Raw genomic sequence first — 15212 nt, 5'->3', positions numbered from 1 at the left:
TTTCTACCTCCTTAATAGGTTCCATTTCTTTTTACAGGTTTTTGGTTTTATATAGATGGTGGCAAGGGGTGGAAGCTTTACGGTTAGGGAATAAGGTTGATTGTGCCAAGGAATGGCTTCAGCCCTTAAGGGAATGTCGTTTATTTGATGGGAGCCACCAAAATTGTCCAAATCACTATTAAATACTTCAAGATATTCTCCTAGGTGAGGAACACCAATACGATATTCCTTCCGTACCAAGGGTGTAAAATTGCAAAGAACGATCAGATAGTCTTTAGGATTCCATGACTTACGCATGAAGGTGATTACACTCTGGTCGGAGTCATGGGGATCTATCCACTGAAAACCATCCCAGGTATGATCTATTTCCCATAGTGAGGATTGGGATCGATAGAAATGATTTAAAGCTCGGACATAATGATGGAGCTTAGCATGCATGTCAAAATCTAAAAGCAGCCAGTCAAGGCACTGATCATCTCTCCACTCAATGAATTGCCCAAACTCACCTCCCATAAATAGAAGTTTTTTGCCGGGGTGGGCCATCATATAGCCGTAAAAGGCTCGAAGATTGGCGAACTTTTGCCAATAATCCCCGGGCATCTTATTTAATAAAGACTTTTTTCCATGGACGACTTCATCATGGGAGAGGGGTAAAACGAAATTTTCTGAAAAGGCATACATGAGGGAAAAAGTAACCAATTCATGATGCCATTTACGATGAATGGGCTCCATTTCCATATAACGAAGCATGTCGTTCATCCATCCCATGTTCCATTTATAAGTGTAACCCAAACCACCTAGATACGCAGGTTTGGTTACGGAGGGCCATGTGGATGATTCTTCGGCAAACATAAATACGTGGGGATATGCTTGACGCGTTGTTTCATTTAACTGTTTCATAAAAGCAATAGCCTCAAGGTTTTCCCTACCACCGTAACGATTGGGTGTCCATTGATCATGAGACTTTCCAAAATCCAGATAAAGCATGAATGCCACTGCATCTACGCGCAAACCGTCAATGTGATAGATATCCAACCAAAAGAGGGCACCAGAAATCAGGAAAGACCAGACCTGAGGTTTTGTATAATCAAAGTTATGGGTGCCCCATTGGTGATTCATAGATTGCTTGAGATCCTGATATTCATAAAGGGGGGCGCCATCAAATTGGGCAAGACCATGGGCATCAGCGCAGAAATGACCAGGAACCCAATCTAGAATAACCCCAATACCGTTTTGATGACAGATGTCTACAAAATACATAAAATCCTCTGGGGTTCCATACCGACTTGTGACAGCAAAATATCCTGTAGATTGGTAGCCCCATGAACCATCAAAGGGATGTTCAGTAAGAGGTAACAATTCAACATGGGTATAGCCCATTTCCACAACATAAGGGATCAACCCATGGGCCAAGTCCCTATAAGTATAGAAGTCTCCATTACATGTTCTTTTCCATGAACCTAAATGGACCTCGTAGATGTTTATAGGTCTACTATGATTGATGTTTTTGATTTGCTGCTTTCGCCACACCTCATCAGCCCATGAATATTTATGGAGATTGTAGGTTTTTGAAGCTGTGCCAGGTCTTTTTTCAGTGAAAAAGCCATAGGGATCTGCCTTATGAAAAATAACACCTTTTGATGTATGAATCTCATATTTATATAGGACACCTTCCTTAAGACCAGGAACAAATAGAGACCAAATACCTGACAGGTCGATTAATTCCAATGGATGAAGGCTTCCTTTCCAATTGTTAAAGTCTCCAATCAAATAAACAGCTGCGGCATTGGGCGCCCAAAGGGTAAATTGAAAGCCTGGTGAACCATCTTTTATCACTGGATGGGCACCAAAAAAGTTATAGCAGCGATAATGTTCTCCTCTCTGAAAATCCCCAATGGTTTCAGGATTTAACAATAAGGTCTCCATAGGTGTGGATGCCTCCTTTCTTATAGATTAGTAGGTCGATTAGACAACCTTATTAATGTATATGTAAGGGTTGAATAGAAATGACCGATTTCACTATTTTTTTAAACACAAGGATATATATATGATTGAATCCGAAGTTTTAATACCATTTTTTTAAGCATAGTGGTAAGAAATTGATAAATTTATGGCTATAATCTTTAGTAAGTATGGGAAAGGGAGCGTTATAAATGGGAGAGTTCTTAGAATTGTATAAAATAATAGGCGTGATATTCATCGCAGGAGGTATGCTATTTAGTCAGTACAGAAAAATTCATAACTTTGAATATAAAAATATGGGCTTTACAAAGACAACACTGAAAAAGAAAATGTTGGATGCCACAGGAATTGGGGTTTTGGGCGGTATTTTAGGAACCATCGTTATTCTATTACTAGGGATCAAAGTTAGACTAGGCGATTTTACATATCTATTACCCGTTTCGTTGCTATTAATGATGATTAATGCCCGGTATATATGTTTCGCTTATGGAGGCGGTCTGCTAGGTATTATGAGTCTTGTTTTGGGTGTTCCAAGGTTAGATATATCAAATCTCATGGCTATCGTTGGGGTACTACATCTGGTAGAAAGTGTATTAATATGGTGCGATGGATATCAGCATGCGACACCTATTTTTTTAGAGGATGAGAAATATGGAGTCATCGGAGGGTTCCTATTGCAGCGTTTTTGGCCCATACCATTGATCGTTATATTGGTGATGATAGGGGCGCTGGAGGGTAACGCTCTGCCATTACATCTTTCCGTGGTGATAGCAGCCTTAGGATACAGCGATATTGCTTTATCCAGTACGCCCAGGAAAAAATCACAAAGATCTGCCATAAGACTTCTAATATATAGTTTGATACTTATTTCTTTTTCAATGATGGCAAGGGAATATATCCTATTTCGATGGATATCTGTGGTTTTTGCGCCATTGGGACATGAAGGGCTGGTACTGTGGGGACAGAGGGAAGAGCAAAAAAAAGCACCATTATTTAGGCATCACCGCCAAGGCATTACCATATTGGATGTGAAAAAAGATCCATTTGGAGAAAAAATTGACCTATACCCCGGTGATGTAATCCTACGAATGAATAATCAACAAATAGATCATAAGGAAGATATTCGCAGCATTCTCAGCGGTTTACCGAAGGGAATATGGATGGAGGTCGTGGATACAGGAGGAAAGCATAGGACCATAGAATACAAAAATGAGTATGGCATTCATCATTTAGGATTGATTATTGTACCCAAAACCTCGTCAGTTATTTTTGAGCTAAATCTATCGGCAAGCTTCGTGAAAAGATGGATTGAAAGAATTAAATAAAGAAGACCAGCCTCAGCTGGTCTTTAAATTGTCTTTTGATGTAATTTATGCTTATACATTCGAACATCAGCAGTTCGGAACAGTTCCTTGCTATCCGAAGCCTCTTCTGGAAAACAGGCAATACCATAACTAAAGGTTATCTGGACTTCTTTATTGTCTATAGAGAGGGGCCTTTCCTTTAAGAACTGGGAAATCTGCTGAAGCTTTTCATGCCCGCTTTCAGAGGTTGTATTTAAAAAGATAATGACAAATTCATCGCCGCCATATCTTCCTATGATATCGGATTCCCGAATATTCTCCAACATGGTGGAAGAGAAAGTTTTCAAGGCTAAGTCTCCGGCTTGATGACCATGCATATCGTTGATAATTTTCAAGTCATTTAAGTCGATCACACAGAGACAAAAGTTTTCATCATAACGCTTGGCTCTTTTATAGATACTTTCAAATAATTCATCAAAATAATGCCGGTTATATACTCTTGTCAACCCATCATAACGGGAAAGGAATAGGGTTTTCTCTAACAATTGTACATTTTTAATGGCTATGCTGAGTTGATTTGCCAAATACTCCATAATTTCAGTATCTCGAAAAGTAAAAGCATCTTCACACTTGCTGTTATCTACATTGATCATTCCATAGAGTTCACCGCCAATTAAGATCGGTGCAGAAATGGTGGCCTTAAGGGATAGGGCCTCTGCATCTTCAAATTTACTATAGTTTTCTTTATTCAAGAATCTTTGATTAAATTTTAGTGGATCCTCAATAATACATGGCTTCGAATAATTGCCTAGGGTGTACTGGTATAAGAAGGTTTCTTCCACGACCATATTTATTTTTGATAGTCCTTTTAAGTCATAACCTTCAGCAGCTTTAAATTCTAGGCGATTCTGATCATTCATGATCAGGATGCTGCCGGCATCGGCATTGTCAATGAGGTGAACGGCAGTTTTTATGACACTATGTAAAAACTCATCAAAGTCTTTAATATCTAGAATAGAGTTGCTGATCCCCAGCATGGACTCTTTTAGTAGATTGTGTCTCTCGAGTTCCTCGTTCAGATGCGTGATATTTGAAATCGTTGCAGATTGTTTTTCAAGGATTTTATAATGTTCATTCAGTCCATGAATATGTGCTAGTCCAAAGATTCCTAATAAAACTGTTGTCAGTATAGGAAAAAGTATTTTAGACTGCAACCCCAATATGTCTACCAGCCAAGCCGCAATAAAAGGGGATAACAAGGCCAATAAACCTAAGACAGCAAATGAAACTGTTTTTCTATTTTTACTCATGTAAGTCACCTTCGTGTTTTATAATTCAAGTCATTATTAAATTATTCGATAATGATGTTTATTTTCCTTCACGGTTTATAATATTATTTGAGTTATGGTAATAGTGAGTTTTTAACGGGAAAGATAAATATTGCGACGTAAGATCGAGATCAAGCTAAGAATCCGTAGGGGTTGCATAGTATGCAACCCGCTTTGGGTCTAGGCTATTTCGCCGGGCCGCATACTATGCGACTCCTACATAAAACCAAATATCAGAGCATTCACTACGTTCTGGATGATAGGTAGGTTGGTATCTGTGGTCGGCGGGCGATTCGTGAATCGCCCCTACCAATATCAAGATTATGCCGCATCTTACTACAGTAGCAGCTTAATCAAGAATAGGGTGTTTTCGCCAAGTATTCTACCGTAAAGTTTTACATTATATACATTGACTTTAAAAAAATAGAAGGATATAATTAAGGATACGAACAAGTGTTTGATTTGCCATTTTTTGTTTATCATGCAGTGAAAATAGGTATGTTATAATTTGTATGAATGCTGAAAAGAGGAGTATGTAGGATGAGTAGATTTGAAATTGCATCGGAATACAAGCCTACCGGGGACCAGCCAAAGGCGATTGAATCCCTGTGTCAAGGTATTACAAATGGAAAAAAACATCAGACTCTATTGGGTGTAACAGGATCAGGAAAAACATTTACCATGGCCAATGTCATTGAGAAGGTGCAAAAGCCTACTTTAGTGATTGCCCATAACAAAACATTGGCAGCTCAGCTATGCAGTGAGTTCAAAGAGTTTTTCCCTAACAATGCTGTTGAATTTTTCGTGAGCTACTACGATTATTATCAGCCAGAAGCCTATGTTGCCCATACAGATACCTACATTGAAAAAGATGCGCAAATTAATGATGAAATTGATAAATTACGGCACTCGGCCACAGCTTCCCTATATGAACGACGGGATGTGATTGTGGTGGCTAGTGTGTCCTGTATATATGGATTAGGAGACCCCTTGGATTATGAAACCCAGGTATTGTCCATTCGACCTGGAATGATGAAAAGTCGAGATGAGATATTGAGGAAATTGGTGGACATCCAATATATGCGGAACGACATTAACTTTGTCAGGGGAACCTTCCGGGTTCGAGGAGATGTTATTGAAGTTTTCCCTGCTGCCTCATCGGAGAATGCGGTTCGGATTGAACTATTTGGAGATGAGATCGATCGAATAACTGAAGTGAATGCATTGACAGGGGAGATTGTGGGCCTTCGAAGCCATATCTCTATATTCCCTGCGTCTCACTATGTCACTACCCATGACAAGCTGAAGAAAGCCATCATGGATATAGAGGGTGAGTTGAAAGACAGAGTTCAGTATTTTAAGGACAATGAAAAGCTCATTGAAGCCCAGCGTATCCAACAGCGGACCATGTACGATATCGAGATGCTGCAGGAGGTAGGATTCTGTCAAGGCATTGAGAACTATTCGAGACACATCTCTCAAAGACCGCCAGGAAGCAGACCGTTTACGCTAATTGACTATTTCCCTGATGATTTTTTGATCGTTGTGGACGAGTCCCACGTGACCATTCCACAGGTTCGAGGGATGTATGCCGGTGACCGCTCTCGGAAGGAAAGTCTTGTAGAATATGGCTTCCGATTGCCCTCTGCCTATGACAACCGTCCTTTAAACTTTGGAGAGTTTGAAAGCTTGGTGAACCAAATCGTTTATGTCAGTGCAACACCGGGACCCTATGAAAAAGAACATAGTGAAAATACAGTAGAGCAAATTATTCGACCCACAGGATTGATTGACCCTGACATTATTGTAAGGCCTATTAAAGGACAAATAGATGATTTGATCGGGGAAATTCATGGTGTGATACAAAATAAGCAAAGAGTTCTGGTCACCACATTGACGAAGAAAATGGCGGAGGATTTGACCAGCTACCTTAAAGATGTAAATATAAAGGTAAGATATCTCCATTCAGACATCGATACATTAGAAAGAATGGAGATTATTCGAGACCTTAGGTTAGGTGTTTTTGATGTGCTGGTTGGGATCAACCTGCTGCGAGAAGGATTGGATTTGCCGGAGGTCGCTTTGGTGGCTATACTGGATGCTGATAAAGAGGGTTTTCTTCGCTCTGAAACTTCCCTTATTCAGACCATCGGAAGGGCTGCCAGGAACATTCAGGGAAAGGTCATCATGTATGCTGATAGAATGACAGATTCTATGAATAGGGCAATTGGTGAAACCAATAGAAGAAGAGCTATTCAAGAAGCCTATAATAAAGAACATGGCATCATTCCCCAAGGCATCACCAAGAAGGTTCGGGATGTCATTGAAGCCACAAAGGTGGCAGAGGATAAGGAACGATATGGTATTGAAGACAAGCTAGATGCCATGGAGAAGGAAGATATCCTCGATAATATCAAACGCCTGGAAACGGAAATGAAGGAAGCTGCGATGAATCTTCAATTTGAGAGAGCGGCTGAATTAAGGGACAAGGTTCTTGAGTTAAAAGATACGTTGGAAAACATGAGGTGAAGAGATGGCAAAGAATAGTATTGTGGTAAAGGGTGCCAAGGAGCACAATTTAAAAAATATAGATATCGAAATTCCTAGAGATAAATTTGTTGTAATGACTGGGTTGAGTGGATCGGGTAAATCTTCCCTAGCCTTCGACACAATCTATGCCGAAGGGCAAAGGCGTTATGTGGAAAGCTTATCAGCCTATGCCAGACAGTTCTTAGGCCAAATGGAAAAGCCAGATGTGGAATATATTGAAGGCCTTTCGCCAGCTATTTCCATTGATCAAAAAACAACGAGCCGAAATCCACGCTCCACCGTTGGTACGGTAACAGAGATTTATGATTATTTGAGATTATTGTTTGCTAGGGTTGGTACGCCCCATTGTCCTATCTGTGGCAGAGAAATTGCCCAGCAGACAGTGGATCAAATTGTGGATAAGATTATGACCATGGAAGAAAGAACAAAAATACAATTACTGGCACCCTTGGTTCGAGGCAGGAAGGGCGAGCATACCAAGGTGCTGGAGGGTATTAAAAGGGATGGATATGTAAGGGTTCGTATCGATGGAGAAGTTAGAGAGATCACGGAAGAAATCAAGTTGGAAAAAAATAAGAAGCATACCATAGAAGTGGTTGTTGATAGAATTGTAATAAAGGAAGGCATCGAAAAACGCTTATCCGATTCTATCGAAACAACGTTGGCGTTGTCGGAGGGCTTGCTCATCGTTAATATTATTGATGGGGAAGATATGTTGTTTAGTACGAAGTTTTCCTGTCCAGAACATGGTATTGGCATAGAGGAGCTTGAACCAAGGATGTTTTCCTTTAATAGTCCCTTCGGTGCATGCTCGGACTGTAATGGTATAGGGTATTTACAGAAAATTGACGCTGACTTGATTATCCCTAATGCTTCGTTAAGCATACGTGGAGGCGCCGTTGCTCCTTTGTCTAATTCGGCAGAAGGTACCTACTATTATGAAATGATTGATGCTTTGGCTAAGGATCATGGGGTAGATTTGGATACACCCCTGGAACAGCTGCCGGAAACCTTTATTCAAGAGGTTCTTTATGGTACAGGAAAGCGAGCCATCGAATTTACCTATGAGAGTAAATTCGGCGGTATGAAAAAATATCGATCTCCCTTCGAAGGAATCATTAAAAATTTAGAACGACGATATAAGGAAACAAACTCAGATTATATGCGAGAAAAAATCGAAGAGTTTATGAGCTTAACACCCTGTGACAGTTGTCAGGGGATGAGATTAAAGCCTGAGGTTCTTGCCGTAAGAATTGCTGGAAAAAATATCGCAGAGGCAACGGAATTCTCCGTAAGAAGTGCACTGGAGTTCTTTGGAAATCTAGGGCTTTCAGAGAAAAATACCATGATTGCCCGACAGATTTTAAAAGAAATCAATGAACGGTTAGGATTTTTGGTAGACGTGGGCTTAGATTATCTAACCTTATCTAGGGCTGCAGGAACCCTTTCGGGAGGGGAATCTCAACGAATTCGTCTAGCTACTCAGATAGGTTCTAGTCTGGTAGGTGTACTGTATATCCTAGATGAACCAAGTATCGGGCTGCATCAAAGAGACAATGAAAAGCTTCTAAAAACCCTGCGAAACTTAACAGATTTAGGAAATACATTGATTGTTGTCGAACATGATGAGGATACCATGTTTGCAGCCGATCATATTATTGATATAGGACCTGGCGCTGGGGCCAATGGGGGGCAGATCATTGCTCAGGGCACTGTAGATGACATTATGAATTGTGAGGACTCCATTACAGGGCAGTACCTTCGAGGTAAGAAAAAGATTGAGATCCCAGAAGTGAGAAGAGAACCTAATGGAAAATGGCTTGAAGTGGTAGGTGCTAAGGAAAACAACCTGAAGGATCTGACGGTGAAAATACCTTTGGGCTTATTTGTATCGGTAACGGGTGTCTCAGGTTCTGGAAAAAGTACATTGATTAATGAAATCCTTTATAAAAAATTGTCCATGGAGCTGCATAGGGCCAAGAGTAAGCCTGGAAAGCACGAAGAAGTTCGTGGTTTAGAATATATTGATAAAGTTATCGATATAGATCAGTCACCTATTGGAAGAACACCTCGATCTAATCCAGCTACCTATACAGGGGTCTTTGATATCATTCGCGATGTTTTTGCCCAAGTACCAGAAGCCAAAGTCAGAGGATATCAAAAGGGACGATTTAGCTTCAATGTGAAGGGCGGTAGATGTGAGGCTTGCAAGGGTGATGGAATTATAAAGATTGAAATGCACTTCCTACCCGATGTATATGTACCTTGTGATGTATGTAAGGGCAAACGGTATAATCGTGAAACCTTAGAGGTAAAGTACAAGGGAAAATCTATCTCTGAAGTGTTAGATATGACAGTAGAAGAGGCTGTGGTTTTCTTCCAAAATGTACCAGGAATCAAAAGAAAGCTAGAAACCTTGCATGAAGTAGGTTTAGGGTATATCAAACTGGGACAGCCATCTACCCAGTTGTCTGGGGGAGAGGCCCAGCGGATTAAGCTGGCGACAGAGCTCAGCAAGCGAAGCACAGGTAGAACGCTATATATATTGGATGAACCTACCACGGGGCTTCATATTGCAGACATCCATAAGCTTATCGGCGTATTAAACAGGCTTGTAGAAGGTGGAAATACAGTGCTGGTCATTGAACATAATCTGGATGTGATCAAGACCAGTGATTATATCGTCGACCTTGGACCAGAAGGCGGGGACAAGGGCGGTCTTATCGTTGGGCAAGGAACACCAGAGGATATCGTAAAGATTCCTCAATCCTATACGGGAATGTTCTTAAAGAAAATATTGGATCGAGATGCAAGAGCCTAGCGTATGCTAGGCTCTCTAATGTTAAGGAAATTATGGTTCTCAATTTCCTTAACATTGGGGATTTTTAAAGGGGTTCACCCCTTTATGTCCAATAATTGGAGGGTTACAGCGAAGCGTCATAGGGAACTATTAGTTCCCTGTGAATAACAAAAGCATTTCCTTAGATTTTAGAGCATGAAATGCTTTTGTTAGTTAAATATTATTTTAACAGATGCAATAATAATATTAAAAATATTACTATAGTACTATATTGAGAAGAAGGATTTTACTATCTTATAGCCAATATATAGGTATAGGCATTTAGGTAGGAGGCCGAGCATGACAAGTCCACTGACAGTAAATAACAGAATTCGGATGAAGCTTACCAATGAGCCTGGTGAAGTAGAATTGGCTGGAAATGTTGAAGACATTTCGGAGAATATCATTTATGTTCACCTGGACTATCATTTTATACATAATAAGAGTGAGCTTAAGGTTGACTGTACGATTTGGGATCAACAGGGAAATGCCTGCGAGTTCAACTCTCTCATCTATGCTATAAAGGGAAGGGCCTTGACGCTGAAGAGACCAAAAGCCTCTGATATAAAACAACTGAGGCGTAGAGCGGAAGTTAGAGTAGGCGTTGATATTCCAGTAAATTGCTATATAAGAGGCTATGGAGACCAGGAAATCGATAATGATAAATTTATTCCAGCAATCGTAAAGGATTTAAGCATAGGAGGCTTACTGCTGCATTCTAGTTTATCCTTACCTATAGATACAGTGATTGTACTAGAGTTACCCCTTGGGGAAGAATTGATTCTTGTTACCGTAAGAATACTAAGGAATCTGACCTGTGAAGAAGGCTATGCCATGGGTGGGCAGTTTGTCGCACTGGATGACCGAGATGTGCAAAAAATCAGGGCATTTGTTTTTCGATCCCAGATTCACTTTAAAAGGCAAAAGAGCTAGTAATATTTATACTGGCTCTTTTATGTATATAGAAAACGATGCAATTTATTTTCCAAAATAGATCATTAGCTAATCGTTAATAATGATGCCACGAACCTGCTGGTTTTTGGCTAATACCACGCCTATGTAATCTCCAACTTTTAGATCTTTGAATGAAAGATTCATTTGTTTATCGTTTCTTTGAAGGATGATGATAGCATCTTCAGCTACTTGTAGATTTGGTTCTACATAGGTATACCGATTATCGTAATGTTCTTCGATGGTTATACGATTTTTTAATGGATCGATGGCCAATATTTCTCCATATATGAACTTTTCTTGACCCAGTGGGTCTGCTTCAGGAAAATCTTTGAAAGCATGAACGGGTTGTATTGAAACTGTATTTTCTGATTCATTCCAGTGAATATTGGCATCGAGCTGTTCAGCTATAAACCGAATGGGTAGATAGATCCGATCTTTATGGACAATCGCACTGACCGCAATGGGTGGTTCATTATCAAATCGAAGGTTAACATCTTTGAGAAAAACCTGAATGGCTTCCAGTGGCGGCAGTGCCACTACCATAGATGTTGAAATGATACATGTAATAAAAAATATCATAGACGTTTTGATGAATGCGCGTTTCATAGATTTCCCCCTCTATATTGTTGATATTGAGAGGATTAACCAATTTTTTTAAAAATATACATAAAAGTCGTTATTTCATTTTTGCAGGTACTCCTTTTGCTTGGAAGAGACCCATGAGCTGTCGCTGCATCTCCATAGAAGAATGGAAATGGAGACGTCCTCGGTGATGATGTAAGGTTAGTGTTAGCTGATTGCCCTCTAATGCATAATCCTGAATATCCGAATAGAAATATATGCCTGGATGATTATAAATCGTTGTATTTAAAGGGATATCCATACGAGAATCAAATCCCTTTATGATAACAGCGGCTTGGGTAAATTCAGCTTGGAGAGATCTGCTCCCATACCAAAGTATCAATTCTACAGATAAGGCTGCAATCAAGAACTGTATGATGAAGGAAGTAGAAAAATCTAAGACCTGTATATTCCTGATTGATAAAAGAAGCAAAATACCATAATAATATAAATGATTAAATATCGACCGTTGAATAGGTTGTCCATCTAGTAGGTGACTAGACTGGGGTGTCATCTTTTTAATCAACAAATACTTATATCCATTTTGCAGAAAAACAAATAAAAGGACATAAATAAAAGGATATAAGAGCAGAGGTGTTGAAAATAGTAATTTTGGAAGAAAGGGATCTAGAATCATCATAAACAGGATAGCACCTAGTAAACCCACCGTAAAGCTAATGCTGCGTTGAGAATTGCTCATCATTGTTCATCTCCTTGTATAAAATGATTTTCTCATCTATTATATACAAATTTGATTTAAGTATCAATTTTGGTACAATAAAGGTAAGTAATTGAATTCTTAGAAACGTGAGGAATATAATATGGTTGATCTAAGTGAACAACTGAAAAAGCTGCCAGACAAACCAGGTGTTTATCTGATGAAAGACATTCATGGAGAAATCATTTATGTAGGTAAGGCCATCTCCTTGAAAAATAGAGTAAGACAATACTTTCAATCTGCAAAGAATCATCCGCCGAAGGTTCGAGCGATGGTAGAGAATATATATGATTTTGAGTATATTATTACAGATTCAGAAGTCGAAGCATTGATGCTGGAGAGCAATCTCATCAAAAAGCACAGGCCAAAGTATAACGTGCTCCTGAGAGATGATAAGCATTATCCATATATAAAGGTTACCCTAGGCGAAAAATACCCGAGGGTAATGAAGACTAGAAAAGTGATTAAAGATGGAGCCCGGTATTTTGGACCTTATATCCATGTGGGCGCAGTAAACCAAACCATTGAGATATTGAAGAAATTTTATCCACTGCGAACCTGCAGTAAAAATCTAGATAAGCCTCAAGAACGGCCCTGTCTGAACTATCATATTGGAAAATGCCTTGGACCTTGTACGGGCCAGGTGAATATGGAGGCCTATAATAAGATGATCCAAGAAATCATACTTTTTCTCAGTGGAAAGCAGGATGAATTGGTGAAGGAGATTACAAGGAAAATGCAGGCGTCAGCTGAAAATATGGACTTTGAGAGGGCGGCAGAATATAGAGATCAAATCATAGCGATTCAAAGCATACTGGAGAAGCAAAAAGTGATCTTTGCTACAGATATTGATCAAGATGTGATTGCTATGGCACGGGGGATTGATGAGGTCTGCATCATGGTCTTTTTCCTACGGGGAGGAAAGCTCATGGGAAGAGAGCATTATATGGTAACAGCCTCAGAAGAAGATGAAAGAAGGGAGATTTTGAGTTCCTTTTTAAAGCAGTTTTACGGAGGTACCGCATTTATACCTAAAGAAATACTTCTGGAGGAAGAACTGGAAGACGGGGAACTCATTGGTGAATGGCTGTCCATGAAGAAGGATGGTAAAGTGAGCGTGAAGAACCCTAAAAAAGGAGAGAAGAAAGAGCTTCTGGACATGGTCCATAAAAATGCAGTAGAAATATTCGAGCAATTTAGTGAAAAACTGATCAGAGAGAGACAGAAAAGCTTGGGAGCTTTAGAAGAGCTGGCTGAGTATATGGGATTAAGTAGAAAGCCTTATCGGATAGAGGCCTTTGATATATCGAATACCCAAGGGGTTCATTCTGTAGCTTCAATGGTGGTATTTGAGGGTGGAAAGCCGAAATATAGTGACTATCGAAGATTTAAAATAAAAACCATAGAGGGACCCAATGATTATGGCAGTATGCAAGAGGTTATTTATAGAAGATTTAAGCGGGGATTAGAAGAAAAGGAAACCATGGAAAAGAAAGGGATTGTGGATGATGAAGGTAAATTTTCCAGGTTACCTGATCTTATATTGATCGATGGTGGTTTGGGGCAGGTAAATGCTGCGGCAGCCGTATTGTCTGCGCTGCATGTAGATATTCCAACTGCTGGGATGATAAAAGATGATAGACATCGAACAAAGGACTTGATTTATAAAGGAGTGGAATTGGGTTTAAATAAAACATCCAATGCATTTTTGTTGGTTGCGAAGGTTCAGGAAGAAGCCCATCGTTTCGCCATTACTTACCATAAAAGTCTAAGGGGGAAAACAGCAGTACAGTCTGTACTGGATGAAATACCTGGAATTGGCGAGAAGAGAAGAATTGCACTTCTCAAACATTTCCAATCTATTGATAAAATAAAGAAGGCAGATATTGAAGCTTTGTGTGAGGTAGAGGGAATGAATAGAAGGGCGGCAGAGCAGATCAGGGAATATTTTGATAGAGGAAGACAAGATGAAAGGCAGGGATAAGCTGTGAGAAGCGTTAGCATTGGAGAATTATGTAAGGATTTAAATTTAGAGGTCATTCATAAGTCAAATCAAGGAGACATCAAAATCACTGTGAATGATGTGAATCGGCCAGGACTGCAGCTCACAGGCTTTTACAAATCATTTGCCTATGAGCGGGTACAAATCATTGGAAAGGTAGAGTGGAATTACTTTGAAACCCTCACACCTCAACTCAGGAAGCAGAGAGCGAAAGAGCTTTTTTCCTATCCCATTCCCTGTGTGGTTATTGCAAGGGATCTAGAGGTGTATGAGGAACTATTGGAGGCGGCCGTGAAGTTTGATATACCTCTGTTGAGGACAAATATGTCTACGACAAAGTTTGTAAGTGTACTGATAAGCTATTTAGAGGATAAGCTGGCACCAGTGATTACAAGACATGGTGTATTGGTTGAGGTTTATGGTATCGGGATACTGATGGTTGGAGAAAGCGGAATAGGGAAGAGTGAAACAGCCTTGGAACTAATCAAGAGGGGCCACCGGCTGGTAGCCGATGATGCAGTGGAAATCAAAAGAGTTGATAACAGTACTTTGGTGGGAAGTGCTCCAGAGGTGATCCGACATTTCATGGAGATTCGCGGGGTAGGTATTTTGGATGTGGTTCAGTTGTTTGGCGTTGGCGCCGTGAGAAATACAAAAGCCATAGATTTGGTGATAGAATTAGAAAACTGGAAGGATCAAAAACAATATGACCGTTTAGGAATGGATGAAGAGTATATCAATATATTGGGTGTAGATTTACCTAAAAATACCATTCCCATCAAACCTGGTAGAAACTTGGCAATGATTGTTGAAGTAGCCGCTAGAAATCATCGCCAAAAAAGAATGGGGTTTAATGCAGCAGAAACATTAAACAATCGACTCCTCAAGCAGATGAATGAAGGTACAGATAAATAAGAAAGAATCAAGGCGGGGA

At 39.9% G+C, this 15212-nt stretch carries 10 protein-coding genes; 6 read left to right on the top strand and 4 right to left on the bottom strand.

Annotation, left to right across the window (positions count from 1 at the left end; genetic code table 11):
* Positions 1 to 3: 3 nt before the first annotated feature.
* Positions 4 to 1926: a 1,4-alpha-glucan branching protein GlgB gene (gene glgB / locus K0R93_RS06380; protein ID WP_300299124.1), complete on the bottom strand. Its 1923-nt coding sequence runs from the start codon at positions 1924 to 1926 to the stop codon at positions 4 to 6.
* Positions 1927 to 2153: 227 nt separating this feature from the next.
* Here glgB and K0R93_RS06375 point away from each other — a divergent pair, with 227 nt between their 5' ends.
* Positions 2154 to 3287, top strand: a complete 1134-nt coding sequence (locus tag K0R93_RS06375) for a hypothetical protein (protein ID WP_300299122.1) — start codon at positions 2154 to 2156, stop codon at positions 3285 to 3287.
* Between the two features lie 23 nt (positions 3288 to 3310).
* Here K0R93_RS06375 and K0R93_RS06370 read toward each other — a convergent pair whose 3' ends face one another.
* The gene (locus K0R93_RS06370; protein WP_300299120.1) at positions 3311 to 4576 is read right to left on the bottom strand and encodes a sensor domain-containing diguanylate cyclase; all 1266 of its coding nucleotides are present in this window, start codon (positions 4574 to 4576) and stop codon (positions 3311 to 3313) included.
* A 558-nt stretch (positions 4577 to 5134) separates the two neighbouring features.
* Between K0R93_RS06370 and uvrB the strand changes: the two genes are divergently transcribed.
* From uvrB to K0R93_RS06355, 3 genes are all read left to right on the top strand, one after another.
* On the top strand, positions 5135 to 7123 hold the full coding sequence (gene uvrB / locus K0R93_RS06365; RefSeq protein WP_300299118.1) for an excinuclease ABC subunit UvrB: 1989 nt from the start codon (positions 5135 to 5137) through the stop codon (positions 7121 to 7123).
* Between the two features lie 4 nt (positions 7124 to 7127).
* On the top strand, positions 7128 to 9965 hold the full coding sequence (gene uvrA / locus K0R93_RS06360; protein WP_300299116.1) for an excinuclease ABC subunit UvrA: 2838 nt from the start codon (positions 7128 to 7130) through the stop codon (positions 9963 to 9965).
* A 318-nt stretch (positions 9966 to 10283) separates the two neighbouring features.
* On the top strand, positions 10284 to 10916 hold the full coding sequence (locus tag K0R93_RS06355) for a PilZ domain-containing protein (RefSeq protein ID WP_300299114.1): 633 nt from the start codon (positions 10284 to 10286) through the stop codon (positions 10914 to 10916).
* A gap of 69 nt (positions 10917 to 10985) precedes the next feature.
* Here K0R93_RS06355 and K0R93_RS06350 read toward each other — a convergent pair whose 3' ends face one another.
* Positions 10986 to 11543 (bottom strand): stalk domain-containing protein, encoded by a 558-nt coding sequence (locus K0R93_RS06350; RefSeq protein ID WP_300299112.1) that lies wholly within the window; start codon positions 11541 to 11543, stop codon positions 10986 to 10988.
* Between the two features lie 70 nt (positions 11544 to 11613).
* Positions 11614 to 12258, bottom strand: a complete 645-nt coding sequence (locus tag K0R93_RS06345; protein WP_300299110.1) for a hypothetical protein — start codon at positions 12256 to 12258, stop codon at positions 11614 to 11616.
* A 121-nt stretch (positions 12259 to 12379) separates the two neighbouring features.
* On the opposite strand from K0R93_RS06345, the gene uvrC reads away from it, so the two are divergent.
* A complete protein-coding gene (uvrC, locus tag K0R93_RS06340) occupies positions 12380 to 14260 on the top strand; it encodes an excinuclease ABC subunit UvrC (RefSeq protein WP_300299108.1) in 1881 nt (626 codons plus the stop codon).
* A gap of 3 nt (positions 14261 to 14263) precedes the next feature.
* A complete protein-coding gene (hprK, locus tag K0R93_RS06335) occupies positions 14264 to 15193 on the top strand; it encodes an HPr(Ser) kinase/phosphatase (RefSeq protein WP_300299106.1) in 930 nt (309 codons plus the stop codon).
* Positions 15194 to 15212 lie beyond the last annotated feature (19 nt).

It is taken from the genome of Anaerosolibacter sp., from assembly GCF_029240175.1.
In the GTDB taxonomy this organism is placed as follows: Bacteria; Bacillota; Clostridia; order Peptostreptococcales; family Thermotaleaceae; genus Anaerosolibacter.
This window is presented reverse-complemented; position numbering and strand designations above follow the sequence as displayed.

What these genes read in the sequence shown, in the direction of transcription:
- glgB (WP_300299124.1), bottom strand. Translation starts at nt 1,926, where the DNA reads ATGGAGACCTTATTGTTAAATCCTGAAACCATTGGGGATTTTCAGAGA.
- K0R93_RS06375 (WP_300299122.1), top strand. Translation starts at nt 2,154, where the DNA reads ATGGGAGAGTTCTTAGAATTGTATAAAATAATAGGCGTGATATTCATC.
- K0R93_RS06370 (WP_300299120.1), bottom strand. Translation starts at nt 4,576, where the DNA reads ATGAGTAAAAATAGAAAAACAGTTTCATTTGCTGTCTTAGGTTTATTG.
- uvrB (WP_300299118.1), top strand. Translation starts at nt 5,135, where the DNA reads ATGAGTAGATTTGAAATTGCATCGGAATACAAGCCTACCGGGGACCAG.
- uvrA (WP_300299116.1), top strand. Translation starts at nt 7,128, where the DNA reads ATGGCAAAGAATAGTATTGTGGTAAAGGGTGCCAAGGAGCACAATTTA.
- K0R93_RS06355 (WP_300299114.1), top strand. Translation starts at nt 10,284, where the DNA reads ATGACAAGTCCACTGACAGTAAATAACAGAATTCGGATGAAGCTTACC.
- K0R93_RS06350 (WP_300299112.1), bottom strand. Translation starts at nt 11,543, where the DNA reads ATGAAACGCGCATTCATCAAAACGTCTATGATATTTTTTATTACATGT.
- K0R93_RS06345 (WP_300299110.1), bottom strand. Translation starts at nt 12,258, where the DNA reads ATGAGCAATTCTCAACGCAGCATTAGCTTTACGGTGGGTTTACTAGGT.
- uvrC (WP_300299108.1), top strand. Translation starts at nt 12,380, where the DNA reads ATGGTTGATCTAAGTGAACAACTGAAAAAGCTGCCAGACAAACCAGGT.